This is a genomic window from Sulfurimonas sp. NW15 (genome assembly GCF_051132285.1).
Classification (GTDB): Bacteria; Campylobacterota; Campylobacteria; order Campylobacterales; family Sulfurimonadaceae; genus Sulfurimonas; species Sulfurimonas hydrogeniphila.
Genome location: NZ_CP093237.1, coordinates 508,792 through 528,487, shown reverse-complemented (window position 1 = coordinate 528,487; position 19,696 = coordinate 508,792). Strand labels below are relative to the sequence as shown.

The 19,696-nt window shown below is 38.2% G+C and carries 21 protein-coding genes; 5 read left to right on the top strand and 16 right to left on the bottom strand.

The window, feature by feature from the left end; all coding sequences use genetic code 11:
• Positions 1-88 precede the first annotated feature (88 nt).
• The 3 genes from MLC52_RS02640 to MLC52_RS02630 all read right to left on the bottom strand — a co-directional run bounded on the left by MLC52_RS02640 (position 89) and on the right by MLC52_RS02630 (position 2,524).
• Complete coding sequence (locus MLC52_RS02640; RefSeq protein ID WP_434581180.1) at positions 89-1,048, bottom strand: ABC transporter permease; 960 nt, start codon at positions 1,046-1,048, stop codon at positions 89-91.
• Positions 1,049-1,055: 7 nt separating this feature from the next.
• On the bottom strand, positions 1,056-1,172 hold the full coding sequence (locus tag MLC52_RS02635) for a nucleotidyltransferase domain-containing protein (protein WP_188109981.1): 117 nt from the start codon (positions 1,170-1,172) through the stop codon (positions 1,056-1,058).
• Between the two features lie 98 nt (positions 1,173-1,270).
• Positions 1,271-2,524: a hypothetical protein gene (locus MLC52_RS02630; RefSeq protein WP_418641058.1), complete on the bottom strand. Its 1,254-nt coding sequence runs from the start codon at positions 2,522-2,524 to the stop codon at positions 1,271-1,273.
• Between the two features lie 107 nt (positions 2,525-2,631).
• Between MLC52_RS02630 and MLC52_RS02625 the strand changes: the two genes are divergently transcribed.
• Complete coding sequence (locus MLC52_RS02625) at positions 2,632-3,048, top strand: hypothetical protein (RefSeq protein ID WP_434581178.1); 417 nt, start codon at positions 2,632-2,634, stop codon at positions 3,046-3,048.
• Positions 3,049-3,206: 158 nt separating this feature from the next.
• Here MLC52_RS02625 and fabI read toward each other — a convergent pair whose 3' ends face one another.
• The 4 genes from fabI to gap all read right to left on the bottom strand — a co-directional run bounded on the left by fabI (position 3,207) and on the right by gap (position 7,029).
• Positions 3,207-4,028 carry an enoyl-ACP reductase FabI gene (fabI, locus tag MLC52_RS02620; RefSeq protein ID WP_151900958.1) on the bottom strand — a complete coding sequence of 274 codons (822 nt, stop codon included), beginning with the start codon at positions 4,026-4,028 and terminating at the stop codon, positions 3,207-3,209.
• A 71-nt stretch (positions 4,029-4,099) separates the two neighbouring features.
• Positions 4,100-4,804 carry a triose-phosphate isomerase gene (locus MLC52_RS02615; protein WP_346389379.1) on the bottom strand — a complete coding sequence of 235 codons (705 nt, stop codon included), beginning with the start codon at positions 4,802-4,804 and terminating at the stop codon, positions 4,100-4,102.
• 1 nt (position 4,805) lies between these two features.
• The gene (locus tag MLC52_RS02610) at positions 4,806-6,017 is read right to left on the bottom strand and encodes a phosphoglycerate kinase (RefSeq protein ID WP_151900960.1); all 1,212 of its coding nucleotides are present in this window, start codon (positions 6,015-6,017) and stop codon (positions 4,806-4,808) included.
• A 10-nt stretch (positions 6,018-6,027) separates the two neighbouring features.
• The gene (gap, locus tag MLC52_RS02605) at positions 6,028-7,029 is read right to left on the bottom strand and encodes a type I glyceraldehyde-3-phosphate dehydrogenase (RefSeq protein WP_151900961.1); all 1,002 of its coding nucleotides are present in this window, start codon (positions 7,027-7,029) and stop codon (positions 6,028-6,030) included.
• Positions 7,030-7,091: 62 nt separating this feature from the next.
• On the opposite strand from gap, the gene nadD reads away from it, so the two are divergent.
• Together nadD and rsfS are read left to right on the top strand one after the other, a co-directional pair.
• Positions 7,092-7,664 carry a nicotinate (nicotinamide) nucleotide adenylyltransferase gene (gene nadD / locus MLC52_RS02600; protein ID WP_434581175.1) on the top strand — a complete coding sequence of 191 codons (573 nt, stop codon included), beginning with the start codon at positions 7,092-7,094 and terminating at the stop codon, positions 7,662-7,664.
• Positions 7,624-7,941, top strand: coding sequence for a ribosome silencing factor (rsfS, locus tag MLC52_RS02595; RefSeq protein WP_151900963.1), 318 nt, complete (start codon positions 7,624-7,626; stop codon positions 7,939-7,941). The genes nadD and rsfS overlap by 41 nt, the downstream gene beginning before the upstream one ends.
• Here rsfS and mltF read toward each other — a convergent pair.
• Genes mltF through MLC52_RS02565 form a run of 6 tightly spaced genes read right to left on the bottom strand, consistent with a single transcriptional unit; the run spans position 7,918 to position 15,001 of the window.
• A complete protein-coding gene (gene mltF / locus MLC52_RS02590; protein ID WP_434581173.1) occupies positions 7,918-9,348 on the bottom strand; it encodes a membrane-bound lytic murein transglycosylase MltF in 1,431 nt (476 codons plus the stop codon). The genes rsfS and mltF overlap by 24 nt on opposite strands.
• A 23-nt stretch (positions 9,349-9,371) precedes the next feature.
• A complete protein-coding gene (locus tag MLC52_RS02585) occupies positions 9,372-10,652 on the bottom strand; it encodes an ArsS family sensor histidine kinase (RefSeq protein ID WP_188109982.1) in 1,281 nt (426 codons plus the stop codon).
• The gene (locus MLC52_RS02580) at positions 10,649-11,311 is read right to left on the bottom strand and encodes a response regulator transcription factor (protein WP_151900965.1); all 663 of its coding nucleotides are present in this window, start codon (positions 11,309-11,311) and stop codon (positions 10,649-10,651) included. Before MLC52_RS02580 ends, MLC52_RS02585 begins: the two co-directional genes overlap by 4 nt.
• Positions 11,312-11,344: 33 nt before the next feature.
• Positions 11,345-13,486: a ferrous iron transport protein B gene (feoB, locus tag MLC52_RS02575; RefSeq protein ID WP_346389375.1), complete on the bottom strand. Its 2,142-nt coding sequence runs from the start codon at positions 13,484-13,486 to the stop codon at positions 11,345-11,347.
• Positions 13,483-13,710: a FeoA family protein gene (locus MLC52_RS02570; protein WP_151900967.1), complete on the bottom strand. Its 228-nt coding sequence runs from the start codon at positions 13,708-13,710 to the stop codon at positions 13,483-13,485. Before MLC52_RS02570 ends, feoB begins: the two co-directional genes overlap by 4 nt.
• A gap of 19 nt (positions 13,711-13,729) precedes the next feature.
• Complete coding sequence (locus MLC52_RS02565) at positions 13,730-15,001, bottom strand: OprD family outer membrane porin (RefSeq protein ID WP_434581171.1); 1,272 nt, start codon at positions 14,999-15,001, stop codon at positions 13,730-13,732.
• 152 nt (positions 15,002-15,153) lie between these two features.
• Here MLC52_RS02565 and MLC52_RS02560 point away from each other — a divergent pair, with 152 nt between their 5' ends.
• The gene (locus tag MLC52_RS02560; protein ID WP_151900969.1) at positions 15,154-15,711 is read left to right on the top strand and encodes a CDP-alcohol phosphatidyltransferase family protein; all 558 of its coding nucleotides are present in this window, start codon (positions 15,154-15,156) and stop codon (positions 15,709-15,711) included.
• A 185-nt stretch (positions 15,712-15,896) separates the two neighbouring features.
• Here the strand turns inward: MLC52_RS02560 and MLC52_RS02555 are convergent, their stop codons facing one another.
• Genes MLC52_RS02555 through MLC52_RS02545 form a run of 3 tightly spaced genes read right to left on the bottom strand, consistent with a single transcriptional unit; the run spans position 15,897 to position 17,768 of the window.
• Complete coding sequence (locus MLC52_RS02555; protein WP_434581169.1) at positions 15,897-16,283, bottom strand: DoxX family protein; 387 nt, start codon at positions 16,281-16,283, stop codon at positions 15,897-15,899.
• 1 nt (position 16,284) lies between these two features.
• Positions 16,285-16,482 (bottom strand): hypothetical protein, encoded by a 198-nt coding sequence (locus tag MLC52_RS02550; RefSeq protein ID WP_434581167.1) that lies wholly within the window; start codon positions 16,480-16,482, stop codon positions 16,285-16,287.
• A complete protein-coding gene (locus tag MLC52_RS02545) occupies positions 16,479-17,768 on the bottom strand; it encodes a DNA recombination protein RmuC (protein ID WP_434581165.1) in 1,290 nt (429 codons plus the stop codon). The genes MLC52_RS02550 and MLC52_RS02545 overlap by 4 nt, the downstream gene beginning before the upstream one ends.
• Before the next feature lie 373 nt (positions 17,769-18,141).
• On the opposite strand from MLC52_RS02545, the gene MLC52_RS02540 reads away from it, so the two are divergent.
• Positions 18,142-19,695, top strand: a complete 1,554-nt coding sequence (locus tag MLC52_RS02540; protein ID WP_151900973.1) for a DEAD/DEAH box helicase — start codon at positions 18,142-18,144, stop codon at positions 19,693-19,695.
• Position 19,696 lies beyond the last annotated feature (1 nt).

Genomic DNA, 19,696 nt, shown 5'->3' with positions numbered 1-19,696 from the left:
GTTTTTTTCTAAGTTATGCTTTAGCATTAAAAGAATGGGTTCCTTGGGGTCCGGAATCGGTACTGCAGTGCCGACTGTTCTTGCTTACTTATGTTCTATTCATATAAGGATTTAATTTCAACAAAAGCAGATCTGCCAACATATTCCCCACAAGTGTCAACAATGCGGTTATCATTAAAATCCCCATAATGATGGGATAGTCTCGTGATAATGCCGAGATGTAAAAAAGCTGTCCCATCCCCTCTATACCGAAAATAGACTCCAAAATAACACTCCCACCGATGATTCCGGGCAAAGAAAGCCCCAACAGAGTTATAACAGGTGGCATCAAATTTGGTAAAATATAATATCGCAACAGCTCTTTTTTTCCTAAGCCACGGGCACGTGCAAAAAAGTAATAATCACTTTTGAGTATCTCCAGAGTCAGTGACCGGATATAAATTATCATACTTCCCAAGCCTGTAAAAATCATTACCGACACTGGCAAAGTCACATGCCATGCCATATCTGTATAATTTGCAAAACCCTCTTTTGCTTCAATCGAATGAAGTCCCGCTATAGGAAACCATTCAAGTTTTATAGCAAAAAGAATAATAAAAATCAATGCAAGATAAAATGAGGGCATAGAAAAAGAGACTAAAGATATTTGACGAATAATATAGTCGCTCTTTTTTTCATACGAGAGTGCTGCTTCGATACCCAGATATAAAGATAGCACAAAAACAACAACCAAAGAGATACTGTTCATCCAAAGAGTTACAGGCAGGCGTTTGAGTATCTCAGAACTTACATCCTGACCACTTACAAATGATATGCCAAAATTAAGCATAGTAATGTTTTTCACCCAAGAAATATACTGCTCAAGAAGTGGCTTGTCCAGTCCATACACAGCTTTTAGTTTTTCTATTGCCTCTTTCGTCATATTCGGATTCAATTCTCCCGCTCCAAAAAAACTGTTTGGTGCAGCGTGAATAGCTAAAAAAGAAATGATTGAGATGAGCAGTAACATAAAAAGGATGTAGGCTGTTTTTTTCATAAAAAGTGTCATATCTCTGCTATAAACCCTTTCGTATATATTCAGAGTATTGTCTTATATCACTACTCTCTGTTTGATTATTTTTTGCATAGGAGCCAAACAGATATGCAAATTCTATTTCATTAATTTTTGCCATAAAGATATTATATCATAAGTTAAAAAAATATCTTTGTTAGTTTTTTTGAAGAAGAGGAGAAAAGACTAACTCCCGAAAGGGAGCTAGAAAAGTTTAGACTAGAAGTTTAAAGTTAAATATGCTTGTACTATATTGTCATTTGTTGCTGCATCTGTATTAATAAATACTAATGTTGCATCTAATGGTCCAAATGATTTGCCAGCAGTTACTGTAAGTTCTTTAAGATCTTGACTACCAGTTGCTTTATGGTTAACATCTGTATAATAAACACCTAAATCAAATAAACCCTGTACAGGTGATGTAACTGTTAAGTGGATTGAATCAGTATCACTCATAGTAACCTGTCCATAGTTCCACCATACTTCTGTGTAAAGTTTTGTTTGTGCAGTTGTTGCTGCTGTTGCAGTATTGAAACCGGCATAACCGATTGAACCACCTTTGTTTACTGATGAGAAAGACAAACTTGCAGCAAAAAGATCTTTCATTTCGTACCCTACCTGTAAAGCATATACATCATCAGCTTTTGCTCCACTTGCTACAGATTTAATATTAGAATATTGTGCACCTACAGTAAGACCTGCTACACCTAAGCCGCTAGCATCTAAATCAGCTTGTAACCAATAAGCATCTGCAACTGCAGTAACACTGTAGTACCACGCTTGTGCAGTTAATGGTTTAAATGAATTATTTATAACACCAACAGCATATGCTCCTGATTTACCATATGTATCAAACTTACCACCTTCATTTACTAAAGGTGCTGTTGCAATTGGACCTGCTGCCAAAGATGATCCACCAAGACTTTCTGTACCATTTCCGTTACCTACATATGCACCTACTAACGTAGTGTCTGGAAGATCTTGATTAATAACTACAGCCGCTTCAAAAGTATTTTTTTCAATAGACCATGTTTCTGTAAATGCTAATGGTGTATCTAATTCCATACGCCCAAGTTTTACTGTAGTTTTTCCAGCAGTTGCTGCAATCCATGCTTCATTCATCCAGTTAGGAGTATTTACATGTGCACCGCGACTTGATGTATTAGGAGTAATCCCATGTGCACCACCCCATACACTGCTTACAAGGTTTTGCTCTAAACCTAATGTTGTAAGTACTGTATAACCGGCACCAGCACTAATTGCCACAGTCGAATTTTTTACTAAATCAGTTGTAACATTTAGGTTGATTGAGGCATCTGCTGAACTGTTGTCTTTATCAAAAAAAGAATTGCTTCCCGCATCAGTTGTTTCATAAAACAAGTTAGCATCACCACTAACTTTTGTGTTTTCAATTGCAAACGCACTTGAACCTATTAGCAGCGCTGCCACCAAACTCATTTTTGTAAATTTCATATTTTCTCCTTATCCTTTTACAAATTTCACGGGTAGTATAGCATAATCAACTCTTAACTTTTCATTAAAGTGATGAATTATTATACAAAATAAGATATAATTACAATATGAAACAATTAATTACAACATCACTAACAATACCACTCTTTATATTACTCAGTGGATGCGCGACAGACGCTCCTGTGGCACCATCACAAAACAGTGATTTAAATAAGATAAGTAACTCAAACGGCAAAGCAAAACCGGGATTAATACAAAAAAATCTCGACAGTTGGCTCAAAAATGAGTGGACACCTACTGTAAATGAAGACAGAAAAGTGCAAAAAAAATATATGAAAAAAGTAGATATGAACGCTACAAATACCGGCAACGACAGGGAAGAAAAATATGTAGAGGACAAGGAAAGGAACTTTACACTTCAAGAGTATGTTGACAAAGCGGCAGCATATTCAAAATTACATCCTTCTGATGAAAAGGATTCTCATGTGAAAAAACTGGAAAATATGCCTGTTATAGGGAAATAATCCCGTTTTTTTGCAGTTTAGCCCGCACTGAAGTACGAGTTCCGGGTTTTTTCGGAATCGGTACTTTCTATGCTAAAGCATGACTTGTGAGAAAAACTAAATTTTTTTCTGTAATGCCGACTGTAACTTTGTTGTCTTCTCAGTCCAAACTTAAAACCCTATTTTCTGGTATCCCATGCCAAGACAGTTTTGCCTTCTTCGTTAGTAGCTGCGGCTGCCATACCCATGATGTTGTACCCTGCATCCACATAATGCACTTCACCTGTTACACCTGAGCTTAGATTGCTCAACAGATACATTGCAGAGTTGCCGACTTCGTCTATTGTTACATTTCGCTTCAATGGAGCATTTGTTTCATTCCAGTTCAGTATCTGCTTAAAATCACCTATCCCTGCAGCGGCAAGTGTTTTGATAGGTCCGGCAGAGATAGCATTGACACGTTGCCCTTTTGCACCGAGTTCAACTGCCATATAACGTACACTCGACTCCAAGGCTGCTTTTGCCACGCCCATTACATTATAATTTACAATGTATTTTGGTCCGCCAAGATAGGAAAGTGTCAAGATGGAAGCATCATCAGACAAAACAGATTCCAAGCGATTGGTCAAATCAATAAAAGAGTAGACAGAAATATCCATGGCAATCTGAAATGCACTTTTTGTTGTTTTCATAAAAGGTGCAGAGAGTGCCTCTTTTGGTGCAAACGCAACAGAATGCACCAAAAAGTCGATTTTTCCAAAATCTTTTTCAATTTTAGCAGCAATCCCGGACATATGCTCTTCATTTGAGACATCTAACTCATATACACAGTCACTTCCAAACTCTTTTGCTATAGGTTCTACTCTTTTTTTCAAGGCATCATTCAAATATGTAAAAGCCATTTCAGCTCCCTGTGCCGCACAGGCTTTTGCTATGCCGTATGCTATGGATTTATTGTTTGCCAGACCTACTATTAAGCCTTTTTTTCCTTTCATTATCATTCGATTTTTTCCTTTATAATTAAAATTTTAGTTTTAAAGACGCAAAGCCCGAATTGGAGTACGGGTTTCGGTTAGATGTGGTCTAACTCGTCTGCCGACTCTATCATTGTACAAAAATGTTCAGCATATAATGCTGCACTGCCGACTAAAACACCGTCAACATTTTTTACCTGCAAAATATCTTTAACATTGTTGACTTTCACGCTGCCACCGTATAAAAGAGGTGCAGATGATTTTTTCTTCAATTCGGAGTGAATATCTTCTATATCCTCTAGCGTCGGTATTTTGCCCGTACCTATGGCCCAAACAGGTTCATAGGCAATAATCAGGTTTTCATATTGGGTATCAATGCCTTCATATTGTTGATATAAATATGCAAGCATCTCCTCTTTTGAAGACTCTCTCACAGCAAGCGGTTCGCCTACGCAATAAATAATCCTAAAACCCTGTTCTTTAAAATAGTGAAATTTTTCAGCTATGAATTCTTGGGACTCACCCAAAATATGACGACGCTCACTGTGCCCTATCAGTATAGTTTTGATGCCAAACTCTGCAAGATGTTCCAGCCCTATTTCACCCGTGAAAGCTCCTTTTTCAACAGGATATGCATTTTGGGCACCTACAGTGATATCCGTCTTATAAGCATCAAGGGATGATATTGCAGGAAAAACTATAACCTCTTGTGAACTCTTCTGCACACAGGAATCCAACTCTTGCATATATTTGTGTGTCGCTTTTCTTGTAAGGTTTGTTTTCAAATTCGCTGCAATAATCATCTTAGTCCTTTTTATCTGTAGTTTCTACCATCAAAGGTTGTACACCCGGAAGAACCTTGCCCTCAAGCAACTCCAATGAAGCACCGCCGCCTGTAGATATAAAGCTGATGTCTTCATCAACGCCCACTCTTTTTACCAAATCAGCAGTATCACCACCGCCTACGACTGTCGTGGCATAGGTATCTGCTACAAAATGTGCTATTTTTGATGAACCTCTGGCAAATTTTTCCATTTCATAGACGCCCATAGGTCCGTTCCACAGTACTGTCTGGACATCATTGAGCGCCTCTCTGTACAGTCTTACAGTTGCAGGACCGATGTCAAGTCCCATCCATTTTTGTGGAATCTCCTGCACTGTGACAATTTTACTGACAGCATCTTCAGAAAATTTTTCTGCTGCTATAACATCCACTGGCAGATAGAATTTCACACCCAGTCTTTTTGCTTCATCCATAATATTTTGTGCTTCTTCCAGTAAGTCATCTTCCACAAGAGAAGCGCCTATTTCATAACCCATCTGTTTTAAAAATGTAAAAGCCATGCCTCCGCCGATGAATACTTTGTCAACTCTAGGCAGCAGATTTACAAGTGCTTCAAGTTTACCTGAAACCTTGCTTCCACCGATAATAGCAGCAAACGGACGGACAGGATTGTTCATAAGTTTTGAAAAGTACTGAATCTCACGCTCAAGCAAAAAGCCGGCTGCTTTGTGTTCATTGTCAAAAAACTTTGTAATGCCGTGTACAGATGCATGCGCTCGGTGACTGACACCAAAAGCATCGTTGATATAAAACTCTGCCATTGATGCAAGCTTTTTTGACAACTCTGCATCATCTTTTGTCTCCCCCGGCTCGAAGCGCAAATTTTCAAGCAAAAGTACCTCATGCCGGGGCAAATCTTTTGCTTTTTGCATAGCATCTTCACCGACAACATCTTTTGCCAACGCTACATGACGCTTTAAAAGTTGCTGTAAACGCCTTGCGACAGGAGCCAAAGAGTATTTTTCTACAACTTCTCCTTTCGGACGACCAAGATGAGATGCCAATATAACAGCACAGTCCAAATCAAGACAATAGTTGATAGTGGCTATGGCAGAACGAATCCGACGGTCATCTGCAATATTTCCAAACTCATCCATAGGCACATTAAAGTCACATCGAATGAATACCTTCTTATTTGCTATATCTAATTTTTTAAGGTGTAATAGTTCCAAATTTTTTGTCCTATTTTGAAATATGAAGAGCCATATCTAAAAGTCGTGACGAATAACCCCACTCATTGTCATACCATGCCATAACTTTTATCATGTTACCACCGATAACCTGTGTCAAATCTTCTGCCACAACTGCACTGAACTGCGAGCCTACAAAATCTTGAGATACTCTCATCTCTTTGTCCATATGCAAAAGCCCTTTGAGTCTTGTATCTGCCATTTCGTTAAAAACAGCCGTCACTTCTTCTTTTGTTGTATTTTTGGAAACGACAACATTTAAATCAACCATAGAAACATCAGGTGTCGGTACACGTACTGACTGCCCATGCAGTTTTCCTTCAAGCTGAGGCATTACAAGGCTGATGGCTTTTGCTGCGCCTGTAGTTGTAGGAATCATATTTATAGCACCGGCACGGGCACGGCGTTTGTCCTTGTTATGCTTAACATCTAAAATATTTTGATCATTGGTATAAGAGTGGATAGTCGTCATTAAGCCTTTTTCAATACCAAAAGCATCATCAAGAACACGGGCAACAGGACCCAGACAGTTTGTTGTACAAGAAGCATTTGAAACAATTTTTTGTCCCGCATATTTTTCTTCATTGACACCCATCACAAATGTCGGTGTTGCTTTGTCTTTCGCAGGAGCAGAAAAAAGAACTTTTTGTATACCGTTGTCAATATGCACCTGCGCGGACTCCTGTGTCAAAAAGACACCGGTACACTCCAAAACCATATCAGCGCCACATTCGGCAAATTTCAGGTTTTTTGGATCACGATCAGAAAAAACTCTTATTTTTTTCCCGTCAATTGCAATGTTTTCATCATCAAGCTGCACAACTTCACTCTCAAATGTTCCGTGAACAGAGTCATTTTTCAATAGATAGATCATCATATCTATATTTGCAGTGTCATTTATAGCGACAACTTCCACATCATCTCTTTTGTGTGCAATACGTGCCACACAACGACCTATTCTACCAAATCCGTTAATTGCTATTTTTAGTGCCATTATAGTTCCTAATATAAAATAATTGGGTAATTTTATCCAAAATTAGTTATAATTCGCATTAAATGAAAACGATAGCACTTTACGGGGGTTCATTTGACCCTCCACACATCGCACATGAGGCAATAGTCAAGGCTTTGGGCGAACTGGACTTTATTGACAAAGTAGTTGTAATGCCTACTTTTTTAAATCCGTTTAAAAAAACTTTTACTGCTCCGGCTGAGTTACGGCTACAATGGCTGAGAGATATTTTTTCATCTTATAAAGATGTGGAAGTCAGTTCATATGAGGTCGACTTGAAAAAAAAAGTGCCGACAGTTGCGACAGTCAAACATTTGCTGGATAGTTATGACAAAATTTATTTGGTTATTGGTGCAGATAATTTAAAATCACTGCATCAATGGTATGCTTATGATGAACTGAAAAAACTGGTAACTTTTATAGTTGTCACAAGAGACCGTATAAAAGTACCAAAAGATTTCATTCAGCTTAACATAGATGAAGACATATCTTCATCTATGTTAAGAGAAAATTTTGACAGTTCAAAAATACCAAAAAAAGTCAGAGACGAAATAACACAATATTACAAGGAACACAATGCAAGACAGAATACAAAACATAGTAAACACACTCGATAAAAACAAAGCGGAATCCATAGAGGTTTTTGATCTCCGTGACAAAAACTATTTCGTTGATTATGCAGTTATAGCCTCTTCTCTTGGACAAAAACACACCACTGCCCTTTTGGACCATTTAAAAAATGAACTCAAACCTGCCGAACATTTTAACAATGTAGATGAAAGCGGTGACTGGATTGTTGTTGATTTGGGCGATATACTTATTCACATCATGACTCCGGAATACAGAACAAAATATGACATGGAAACATTTTTAGGGGAGCTTGGAAGTCACTAGATCAGTTTTCAACACCTTGTTTTGTTTATCTAAAATATCCTTATAGTTATAGATGGACTCAACATATTTGACAGGCTCTGCCCCTCTTGCATATCCGTATTTTAAAGTTCTGTAATACTTTTTTTGCGAGAGCAGAGGCAGTACTATTTTCAAATCACTCCAGACATTTGGATTAAGTCCCAGTTTTTTTGCAAGCTTTTGCGCATCTTTTATATGTCCCATACCTATATTGTAAGCAGCCAGGGCAAATTTTAGTCTGTTCTCCCCTTCTACCTCTTTGGGAACAAATTTTATCATCTGTTTTAAATGCCGTGTTCCCCCAATTACACTCTCTTTCGGATTCAATCTGTTTTTCACACCTAACATCTTTGCTGTACGTTGTGTCAGCATCATCAACCCGCGAACACCTGTAAAACTTTTGGCTTTTGCATTCCAGTGTGATTCTTGATACGAAACAGAGGCCAACAGTGTCCACGGAATGTCAAATCTTTTTGCAGCATACTTAAAATATTTTTCATACTTTGGCAGTCTGCTTTTCATTCTTTTGTAAAACATTTTTGTATTATAATAATCAAAGAAAAGAATATAGCTGTAATAGTGGTCTTTAAGCTGTGTCATCTTGCCTTTTTGGTTATAATCATTGAGCCAGGCATACATGTCAGCTTCTAGTTCTTTTGCATTTTTTGGGAGCAGCCATGCCAACTGTTCTCTTTTACTGATGGAAAAAGCAAGTGCTATTTCAGGAAAATACCGCAAATTAAGTGCATAAATATTTGAATCCGCTATTGTGCAGTCTATCTCATGTTTGGCAACTTTTTCAAGTAACTCTTCTGTTGAGTATTCTGAAGTTGTCGTTGCATTTATTTCATATCCGTCTGCCTGCAGTGATTTTATCGTTTCGCTGTAACTCGTATCAGCACCTACCATAATATTTAATCCTGCCAACTCCTCCACATTTCTTGGAAAATTTGATCCGCGCAACATTCCTCTGTTACAAATTACCTGCTCTTCGACTTCAAAATACGAAGGTCCAAAGTGAAATTTTTTTTCTCTGTGTGGTGTTTTTGACAAAGATGCAGATGTGATATGAATATTTGGATTTTTGGAGAGTGCTATCGCTTCTTTGACAGTATGTGCTGTTGTAATGTTTAAATCCACTCCCAAATGTTCTGCATATGACTGTAACAAATCATATTCAAAACCCTGTGGACCATCCGGACCTATATAGTAGGTCGAAGGAGCATTGAGCAGAACAACGTTTAAAGTTTTGTTTTCGCGAATTGTATCAAGCAGTGTTCGCTCCTGCTCTTTTTCATAGGGCACATAGGCAGTATGGCTCACCCAGCCAAATGCAAAAAAAGAGAGTGCAAAAACAAGTAATATGAAGCTGTACATGTATCTATTCATTGCATTAGTTTACATTTTTAAACTTATGCAAATATAAAACGGTTGACTCCGTTTTCATACTCATGCGCCAAAACCTGCCCATGTGCTTTAAGGATAGAGTCAACAAGATACAGTCCTAATCCAAAGCTGTTTTTCGATGGGTTGTCTTTTGTAAAAGGCTCTATGTAATACTGTAGAGGATGCGAAAGGCATGCGCCTTTGCTTTCAAAACAAAGTTCGTTTTTGTCATTCATACGAATTGTAATATGCGAATCGGTAGCATATTTCATTGCATTGTCAATCATATTTTTAATAGCTGTCGTATAAAGTCTGTAGTTTACATGTACTTTTATTTTTCCGCTGATTTTCACTGTGACATGTTCTTTGTCAACCATAGCCATATCTATAGCTCCATCAATTACATCAAGCAGCCTGTACTCGGAAAAATCTTTTTTATCGCTCAGACTTGTCACCTCTTCTATCATTGCAAATTCAGTTACAAGTGTCTCCAGGCGTTTAAAAATAGAGCTGAATCTGTCTTTTTGTTTTTGCGAATCAAGCATCTGTGTGGCGATAGTCCCTTTGGCTATAGGCGTTTTCAACTCATGCATCAAATTTCTTAAAAAGAGTGTACGTGATTCCAACACAGTATTTATTTTCTGTCGTGCATTTTCAAGTTCATTGGCAACTGCACCGATTTCATCTTCACGGTTTGTTTTAAAAGAAATGTCCATATTTCCGTTACCGTACAATTCAATCTTTTTTCTCAATCTGATTAAAGGACGCAGTCTTTGAAGTATCAGAATAAAAGAAAGACTGATAATCATAAATATTGTAATATAGGAATAGAGCAGATTAATATAGCTATAAGGTTTTAAATCGTTGTCTTTGATCAGGATATCACCACTTGGTGTTTCTATATGAAAGTATATATTTCTTTTATACTGAATCATAGTCGCTCTGAGATTTGTTACGATATTTTTCGTATATAACCCTTTGTCATTGATAAGCAAGGAGGTTTTAAAACTTTTAAATCCCTCTCTTTTGAGAACTTTTCCTTTTTCAAATATCTCTTTTTTCAGTTTTTCATCTTTGGTGACTTCAAGATTATACACAGCCAGATTTGCCTCAAGCATAATCTCTGAACTCTGGCGCTGCTGATGTTCACGGTATATTTGGGTGATTACTGAGTATTTTGTAAAAATGTGGTTTATATACTGTTCTTTGTTAAGTTTGTAAAACTCCCAAAAGATTGCACTCAGACTTGTCAAAGAGACAACAAGTGCAAAAAGTACCGTAAATAAAACAGCATGACGTTTGATCATTTGAGGAGCTTGTATCCTACACCGCGGACAGACTCTATGAGGGATTTGTCTCCGAGCTTGTTTCTGATGCGTCCGACCATTACATCTATACTTTTGTTGGATGAGTCTTCATTAATGGCATTGACATTATGAATCAAATCTTCACGAGACACAACCAGACCCTGTTTGCTTATCATATAAGACAATATTCCAAACTCTGCATTTGTCAGCTCAATCTTGCGACCTTTATAGGTAATGGTCATCGTCTCTTTATCGCATTTGAAATCACTTTTTGATTCTGCTTTTTCTTCACTTTTTGCTTCATAACGACGCAGTACTGAGTGAATCCTTGCCTCAAGTTCTCTCGGGTCATACGGTTTTGGCAAGTAATCATCCGCACCGAGTTCCAGTGCTTTTATCTTGTCTGTCACATCACTTCTCGCACTTGAAATGATTATAGGAATATCCTGGCGTTCACGAATTGCTTCACAAACTTCCAGCCCGTCCATACCCGGCAATGTCAAGTCCAGTATAACCAAGTCAAAAGGCTCTAACTTTAATATACTTACTGCTTTAAAAGGGTCGTCTTCAGTGACAACCTCAAACTCAAATTGTTCGAGATACTCTGTAAGTATCTCTGCCAGTTCCAAGTCATCTTCAATCATTAATATTTTTTGCATAATTTATTTTAACCAATCTAATCTAATAATGGGTTAATAACCCAGTAAGAGTGTTATATGATATGCTAAAAAAGCAAGAACATATGCCGTAATACTCGTAAATGCCAACAGATAAAAGAAATACTTCAAGCCACCTGCTTCACGGGTAAATACGACAGAAGCGGCAAAACACGGAAGATATACCATGATTATTACGATAAACGCCACAGCTGATGCAAAAGAGATGTTTTTGCTGATGGCATCTTTTAGCGAATAGGTTGTCTCATCGACATTTTCACCAAGTGCATACAATACACCCAGTGTTGAAACAATGACCTCTTTTGCCGCCAAGCCGGTTTCAAGTGCCACCGCCATTTTCCAATCCAGTCCAAGCGGACGAAAAAGCGGCTCGGAAAATGCACCGATTCGTCCCAAATAGCTCTGTTGTAAATTTTTACTTGCAAATTCGTTTGTCAGTTTTGCTTTTGCCTCTGCTGTTTGTGCCTGTTCTATTTTTACTTCATATTTTTTTTCTAACTCCGTATTGTGTGGATAATTACTTAAAAACCAGATAAGTATGGTAGCTCCGGCAATAAAAGTCCCCGCTTTTTTCAGATACATCAGTGTTTTTGAAACTACCGTATGCCAGACAAGCTTGAAAGATGGCAAACGGTACTTTGGCATCTCCATAACAAAAGGTTCATCTACCCCTTTAAAAGCCGTAATTTTTAAAATTTTGGCAGCAATCAGCCCGAGCATTGCACCTGTAATATAGATAGCAAAAAGAACATTGCCTGCAATTGATTCACTGAAAAATGCTCCGGCAAAAAGCACATATACAGGCAGTCTTGCCCCACAGGACATAAAACTGATGATAAAAAGTGTGAGCAGTCTGTCTCTGTCATTTTTGAGGATTCTCGCACTCATATAAGCCGGAATGGAACATCCAAAACCGGTTACCAAAGGAATAAAACTCTGTCCGTGCAAACCAAATTTATGGAAAAATCCATCGAGCAAAAAAGCAACCCGCGACATGTAACCGGTACTCTCAAGCAAGGCTATCCCTATAAAGAGGATAATGATATTCGGTGTAAAAAGCACAACCGCTCCCACTCCCGCAATAAGCCCGTCAACAACCAAAGAACGTATATCCTCATTAGTGATTGTTGCACCGATGGCATCTCCAAACCAACCAAAAAATCCGTCAATCCACTCCATAGGTACTGCACCCAGGACAAAGGTAAGCTGAAAAAGCCCCCACATTAAAAACAAAAATATAGGAATACCGTATAAAGGATGAATCAAAACAGAATCGATCTTTTCCGTAATTGTCTTTTTCTCTTTTTCCTGTTTTGTTACTTTCACGACTTCAGCAACAATACCTCGGTTAAAAGAGGCATATTCTTCGGCAAAAGCTTCCTTGATGTCATCTGTATCATGGTGCAGTTCTATATGTTTGGACGCTTCTATCAAAATAGGCTGCAACTCTATCCAAATAGGATCATCATGCAGTTTTTCATAAGTTTTTCTGTTTTCCTTTAAAAGATTTATTGCAATATTTCTATAACTGTTTTTTGCTTCATATTTGTGCTTTTTCAGATAAGAGACTATCTTTTGTATCTCTTCTTCAACCGGTTCGCTAAATACAAGCTTCGGTTCAAGTTTGGGCTTTTCATGCACATCAACAACCATGTTTATCAACTCTTCTATCCCTGTTTTTTGTGCTGCTGAAACTTTTACACAGGGGACATTGAGCAGTTCGGACATATACTCGGCATTTATCTCTATGCCCTCTTTATCCGCTTCGTCACTCATGTTCAGGGCAATGACCATCTTTTTACTCATCGTAAAAAGTTCCGCTGTGAGTTGGAGGTTTTTTTCCAGATTTGTAGAGTCTACGACATTGATAATAATATCATAGTCTTCCGCGCAAAGATAATCTCTTGTGACTCTCTCTTCTATTGTATAGTCCGTAAATGCGTAGGTTCCGGGCAAATCAACAACAGTAAAATGATAATGTTTATAATCAAATAACACCTCTGTTTTATCCACTGTCACACCGGAAAAGTTTCCTACATGCAAGTGGGCATTGGAGACAGAGTTAATCAGCATACTTTTACCGACATTCGGCTGTCCCACAAGTGCTACTTTAATATGATTGGCAATAATCGGGCATACTTTTGTTTCTTCATTCATATTGTTTCAACCTCAATAAGTTCTGCTTCTTCGGCACGTAAGGCAATTCGCATTTTTCCTACTTTTACTTCTATTGTTTTTTTTCGCGGGGCATGTTCTAATACCTGCAGTTGTGTATCTTTCATAATGCCAAAGGAGATAAGTCTTTGTTTTAAATCATAATTTGTCGCCAACTTTAAAACCTTTACTTTTTCGCCTTTTTCACAGTCTATTAATTTTTTCATTTTATTCACTTTGTCTCTTTTAAAAATTATAATTAAGCATAAACTGAACACGATTCCAGTCATGGTCTGTATTTACAGAGTTTTCTTTATCTTTTTGCATACTGTATACACATGCAAACAATAATTCATTATCTATATTATACTCTAAACTTACATCTTGTTCTATTATATGTGCTTTCTCACCCAAACTGTTTGCATTTCCTTTAAAATCACCATAGGCATACAAAAGAGTAAAAATCTCTGTTGTATAACCAATTGAGGATACCAAAGCATGCGCATCCCTGTCATCCGCAATATCATCCAATATGAGTGTATCCATACTGCTAAAAAGTGTTCCTCCGCCAAATCCGCTAAAACTTGCTGTGGCAGGGTCGTTTAAAGATTTGTCATAGGCAATACTCAAACTGATTCCCTTTACTACAAATTCAAACAACCCGCCATAAATCGTAGTGTCATAAGCACTTGAAGCCAACTCTCTTTCATTTAAATACTGCAAAACACAGTGAAGGATCATATCCTCATTAAAATGGTACTGAATCCCTCCATCGAGGTAAAATGCATTTGTTACATCTGTAATATTATAAACCCAAAGATTTAATTCCCATACATTATGATAGCTTAGCCCGCCAAAATTTGTCCCTCGGCTACCCGTTTTTTCCCATGGAGTATCCAGTCCGGCATCAACTCCCTGCCATGACTGAATATTTCCGGCCATCATCTCTAACCCGCCATCTGAATAAGATGCAACATACGCTTCAAAAGTATTACTTATCATACGGATATCATCACTGTCAGCCAGTGGAGTGTCTAAAATCTGGCGTCCTGCCCTTATGTTAAATGCTTTATATTTATAATTTATATATGCTTCGGCAAACTGCGTATAACTGCCGTCACTTGAAGAGAGTTCACTGTTGTGCCGAGTCCCCTCACCTGTTGCAAAGCCTAGATCATGTGATATGTAAACAGCCGCACCCGCATTAAAACCCTGCAGTTCTGCCAACTCATACTTTAACTTTCCGCCAAGTGCAGTCGCATAGTTATTCGCCACATTTTGTTCTTTTTGCTCATATCCGGCAAACATAATCCTAAGCTGACCTGAGACTCTGGCATCTTCAAACATGTGTTCAATATTATTTGTTGGAGAAACTTTTTTTACCTGCATCAAGGCCTCTTTGTCTATATTTTTTCTTACAGAGTGAAGACGTTTCTCATTGACTGATGTTTGTTCGGCAGCACTCAGCAATGCTGTAAAAGAAAAATATAATATACTGAGTCTAATAATTTTTAGCATAAAATTCCTATTTATGATTTTGATATGCAATAATAATTCAGTTCTACTTACAGCAAGCTTAATGATATTGATAATATTTATCATATCTTTCTATTCTGTTTAATATGATTTTGCTATAATTTCATTTATATTTTACAAAGGCAGCTATTTATATGAAATTTTTATGGACACCCTCTTCTCACTTTAATCTCGCAAATATGTTTACCTTTGTCAACATCACAGCAGGACTCCTTGCAACCTATTTTATCACACAGAACAATTTTACTTTGGCGATAGTTTTGGCATGGATTGGCGGTGCTTTTGATATATTTGACGGAAAAATTGCAAGAAAGTATAAACTCTCCAATGAGTTTGGGGTACAGCTTGACAGCTTTGCAGATTTTTTAAGTTTTGTTCTCGTTCCTGTCTTTTTGATATTTCAAGCCGCATATGCACCTTCTTTGCATGGGTTGTGGTTTATTCTTGCGGCAATTGCAAGTATCTACTATGTGATATCAGGGCTGCGCCGTCTTATCCATTTCAATTTGCATACCGACGCCGGTGCGGTTGATAAATATTTTACGGGTGTGCCGACGCCGCTTGGAGCAATTCTGCTCTGGCTTGTCTATTTGTTAAATACTTACAATATTTTACCGGCATACGGAGTTATCGTTTGTATGTTGCTTATCGGGTGGAGTTTGAATTCTACTATAAAGGTAAAACATCCCTAAGCATCAGGCTTTAAAGACACAAGCCCGCACTGAAGTACGGGTTCCGAAAAGTTCCTTAGTTTAATGGCATTCAGACTAAAATCTATGCTGCAAAAAATTTATAAGCTGACATGGCAAACTTACGTTTTAAGCACCCTTGGAACCCGTACTTCAGTGCGGGCTTTAAGCTTTAAAATCTCCATTTTCTATTTGGAATTTACAGCGTATTTTCCGCTTCCAAGAAGTATGACAAGCAGAGACAGTATCAGATAAAGCAACGGTGTCTCCCAGGACAAACCTCCAAACTTTGAAAGTGTCAGTGAAAATCCATATGCCAAATAGATTGCCGCAAACATATTAAAAGCCAAGGCAGTCGCCGCCACTCTGGCATAGAGCCCTAAAATAATAAAAATTGGCGCTATCAACTCCCCAAAGTAGACGCCATAGGCTAAAAACTCAGGCAATCCCGCACTGACAACCAGACTTTTAACACCGCCTATACCATGTATGACTTTGTGAATTCCGTGAAACAGGATCAACACACCCAAACTTATTCGCAACAGCAGTTTTGCTATATCCTGATTTTGAAACATTTTATCCCTTTTTCTCTGTTATTTTAAATTTGCATGAACCGACACTTATTACCTTACCCTTTTTCACAGCCTCTTTTATATAAGTAAAAACACCCTCTACATCATCATTGCCTATTTCTTCTTCTATTATTTTTAAAATATCCTTCTCAGATGTCAGCGTCCAGCTCTTTTCATAATTGTACCTTGTCTCTATTTTCATGTATCGTCTCCATCATCTTCACTCTTGAGCGGCAACTCTTTTTTCGGCTTTAACCCCAGTGCTTTCATATTTTGCGCTCTTTTTATAACATTGCCGCGTCCCGTGCTGAGTCTGTTCATCGCCTTGTCATAAGAGTCCTGTGTTTTTTGCAGGTAGGTTCCTATGTGTTTCATCTCTTCAACAAATAATACAAGTTTGTCATACATCGCTTCTGCTTCTGCGGCTATCTTTTTTGCATGTTCTTCCTGCCTTTGCGTTCGCCAGATGTGCTCTATGGTTCTGAGCGTTACAAGCAGCGTAGAAGGAGATACGACTAAAATATTGTTTTCATATGCACGCTTGAAAAATTCACCGTCTTGTTCAAGTGCCAGTAAGAAAGCCCCTTCAATCGGCATAAAAAGCAGAACAAAATCAAGCGTATTGACCCCTTCAAGTTTTTCATAGTTTTTTGCACTCAGCTCTTTTATATGTGAAGAGATACTTGCAATATGCTCTTTTAAGGCTTTTGCTTTTTCTTCAGGCTCATCCGCATTGACAAACCGTTCATACGCAGTCAGTGAGACCTTGGAATCCACTATAATATCTCGCTTTTGCGGCATATGTATTATGACATCGGGTCGGTATGTTTTACCCTCGTTTGACTTGAGTGTGGCCTGAAGTTCATACTCAACCCCATCACGCAGACCGGATTGTTCCAAGATATTTTCTAAAACCAGTTCACCCCAGTTTCCCTGCGTTTTGTTCTCACCTTTGAGGGCATTGGTCAGGTTGAGCGCTTCTTGTGCCAGTGTTTCATTCATCATTTTCAGGCGATGCAGTTCATCTTTGAGCAGATGGCGGTCTTTGAGTTCCACTTCAAACTGTTCTCTTGCCTCTTTTGAAAAATTTGTTATCTGTTCACGAAAAGGTTTTAAAAGCAGTTCCAGCTGCTCTTTGTTTGCACTGCTGAACTGTTTTGACTTGTCTTCAAATATTTTATTTGCCAAAATTTTAAATTCCTGTGAAAGTTCTTCTTTTGCTTTTTGTAAAACTTCCAATTTCTCAGCCGATGCTTTCATCTCATCATTGTATCTCGCATTTAAAACTGCATATTCAATCTCCAACGCATTATAGTCTTCTTTTAGCTGTTCATACGAACCATTGAGTGTAAAATAACTGCTTTGCAACTCTTCTGCCTTTACATGTAAACGTTTGTTCGTGTTTTTTTCTTTTAAATAAAAATATAAAACCAGTAAAAATGAGAGGAGCAAAAAAGCAATAACGACTAAAGAGATGTTTTCATTCATATAAAACCTTCTATAATTTTCTTTTGTGTATTATACTGGATTTTGCCCAGATTTGAAGTCTCAATGCCGTTAAGTTAAGCAAAAAACTGCTGAGAAACTTCTCGGAATCGGTACTTTAGTGCCGACTATGAGCGTTCTTTTATCATTCCAGACCAGACTACAAAAAAATTTACCTGCTCTTTTGTAGCATTATAAACTTAAGTAATTAAAAATATTTGCAACTTTACTGTAAATATTAAAAAATTTAGCTATAATTCCATAAATATTTTAAGGGGAAGATGCCCTGATAGACTTAAAGTGGAAATTTTAGTAGAACTTGCGTCATCTCCTTATGTATAAAAAGGCTTCAAAAGCCTGTTAAAAAAGGATAATGATGCAAGAAACTGCACAAGAAACACAAACAACAACTACAGAAGAACCTACAATCACATTTGATTCGTTAAACCTAAAACCCGAAATACTTAAAAGTGTAAAATTCGCCGGCTTTACAGTCCCCTCTCCTATTCAGGAACAGGCAATTCCTATCATACTTGAAGGCCGTGATATGGTCGGACAGGCACACACCGGTACAGGAAAAACAGCAGCTTTTTCACTTCCTGTTCTTTCAAACATGAAACTCAACGGCAAAGTGGAGATGCTTGTCATCACACCAACACGGGAACTCGCAACACAGGTCAGTGATGAAATATTCAAATATGGCCGTAATCTGAATGTAAAGACAGTCACCGTATACGGGGGAAGCTCTTATAAGCGTCAACTTGACCTTATCGGTCGCGGTGCAAGTGTTGTCGTAGCAACACCCGGAAGAATGCTCGATCTCTTAAAAAGAAATATGCTCAACAATTTTGCACCGAGTGTCGTTGTACTTGATGAGGCAGATGAGATGCTTGACATGGGATTTTTGGATGACATCACTGAAATTTTCTCTTATCTTCCAACAGACAGACAAACTCTGCTTTTCTCGGCAACTATGCCGCAGCCGATTAAAAATCTTGCAAACAAGATTTTAAAAGACCCTGCTTTTGTCTCTATCACAAAAGGGGAGACAACAAATGCCGATATCGAACAGGAGTATTATGTCATTGATGAGCACGAAAGAGATGATGCGATTATTCGTCTTATGGATGCTGAAAACAGTACAAAATCAGTTGTCTTTTGTAGAACAAAATCAGAAGTTGACAGATTAAGCAATGTTCTTTCAAATGCAGGATATCTGGCGAACGGTCTGCACGGTGATATGGAGCAGCGTCAACGTGAGACTGTTATCAAAGGTTTCAAAAACGACTCTGTCAAAGTCCTTGTGGCAACCGATGTGGCTGCCCGCGGTATACATGTAAGCAATATTTCTCATGTTTTCAACTATCATATTCCTTTTGATCCTGAGTCTTATGTTCACCGTATCGGGAGAACAGGACGTGCAGGAACAAAAGGAAAGGCTATCACACTGTTGACACCTTTGGAGTTTAAAGAACTGCAGCGTATCAAACAAAAAGTCGGTACCTCAATGAATCATGCATTCGTACCAAGCAAAAATGATTTGCGTGAATCTACTGTGGAAAAAATGGTCAAAACAATTGAAGACCAAAAAATATATGATGAGGCACATAAAATTCTTGACCGTCTCAAAGAAGATATAGATGAAGAAAAAATCATGTTCAAACTCATCTCTATGATCCTGGACAGACAGGATATAAAAGGACCGAGCAATATCGGTATTCCTGCTGACAAACTCGCTGCTATCCTGGAACGTGCCGGAAAACGCAATGACAGTCGAGGAAAAGGCGGCAGAGGCCGTGGCGGGTTCCGCGGAAACAGCCGTAACCGTTCGGGCGGAGACAGAAACCGTTCTGGCGGCGAAAGAAACCGTGACGGCGGCGGATACAGAGGCAACAGAAGTTCTTCAAACAGAAACCGAAACAGAGACTAGT

Excerpts from the sequence above, each read along its gene's own strand:
- MLC52_RS02640 (WP_434581180.1), bottom strand. The coding sequence starts at position 1,048 with ATGACACTTTTTATGAAAAAAACAGCCTACATCCTTTTTATGTTACTG.
- MLC52_RS02635 (WP_188109981.1), bottom strand. The coding sequence starts at position 1,172 with ATGGCAAAAATTAATGAAATAGAATTTGCATATCTGTTTGGCTCCTAT.
- MLC52_RS02630 (WP_418641058.1), bottom strand. The coding sequence starts at position 2,524 with ATGAAATTTACAAAAATGAGTTTGGTGGCAGCGCTGCTAATAGGTTCA.
- MLC52_RS02625 (WP_434581178.1), top strand. The coding sequence starts at position 2,632 with ATGAAACAATTAATTACAACATCACTAACAATACCACTCTTTATATTA.
- fabI (WP_151900958.1), bottom strand. The coding sequence starts at position 4,028 with ATGATAATGAAAGGAAAAAAAGGCTTAATAGTAGGTCTGGCAAACAAT.
- MLC52_RS02615 (WP_346389379.1), bottom strand. The coding sequence starts at position 4,804 with ATGATTATTGCAGCGAATTTGAAAACAAACCTTACAAGAAAAGCGACA.
- gap (WP_151900961.1), bottom strand. The coding sequence starts at position 7,029 with ATGGCACTAAAAATAGCAATTAACGGATTTGGTAGAATAGGTCGTTGT.
- nadD (WP_434581175.1), top strand. The coding sequence starts at position 7,092 with ATGAAAACGATAGCACTTTACGGGGGTTCATTTGACCCTCCACACATC.
- rsfS (WP_151900963.1), top strand. The coding sequence starts at position 7,624 with ATGCAAGACAGAATACAAAACATAGTAAACACACTCGATAAAAACAAA.
- mltF (WP_434581173.1), bottom strand. The coding sequence starts at position 9,348 with ATGAATAGATACATGTACAGCTTCATATTACTTGTTTTTGCACTCTCT.
- MLC52_RS02585 (WP_188109982.1), bottom strand. The coding sequence starts at position 10,652 with ATGATCAAACGTCATGCTGTTTTATTTACGGTACTTTTTGCACTTGTT.
- MLC52_RS02580 (WP_151900965.1), bottom strand. The coding sequence starts at position 11,311 with ATGCAAAAAATATTAATGATTGAAGATGACTTGGAACTGGCAGAGATA.
- feoB (WP_346389375.1), bottom strand. The coding sequence starts at position 13,486 with ATGAATGAAGAAACAAAAGTATGCCCGATTATTGCCAATCATATTAAA.
- MLC52_RS02570 (WP_151900967.1), bottom strand. The coding sequence starts at position 13,710 with ATGAAAAAATTAATAGACTGTGAAAAAGGCGAAAAAGTAAAGGTTTTA.
- MLC52_RS02565 (WP_434581171.1), bottom strand. The coding sequence starts at position 15,001 with ATGCTAAAAATTATTAGACTCAGTATATTATATTTTTCTTTTACAGCA.
- MLC52_RS02560 (WP_151900969.1), top strand. The coding sequence starts at position 15,154 with ATGAAATTTTTATGGACACCCTCTTCTCACTTTAATCTCGCAAATATG.
- MLC52_RS02555 (WP_434581169.1), bottom strand. The coding sequence starts at position 16,283 with ATGTTTCAAAATCAGGATATAGCAAAACTGCTGTTGCGAATAAGTTTG.
- MLC52_RS02550 (WP_434581167.1), bottom strand. The coding sequence starts at position 16,482 with ATGAAAATAGAGACAAGGTACAATTATGAAAAGAGCTGGACGCTGACA.
- MLC52_RS02545 (WP_434581165.1), bottom strand. The coding sequence starts at position 17,768 with ATGAATGAAAACATCTCTTTAGTCGTTATTGCTTTTTTGCTCCTCTCA.
- MLC52_RS02540 (WP_151900973.1), top strand. The coding sequence starts at position 18,142 with ATGCAAGAAACTGCACAAGAAACACAAACAACAACTACAGAAGAACCT.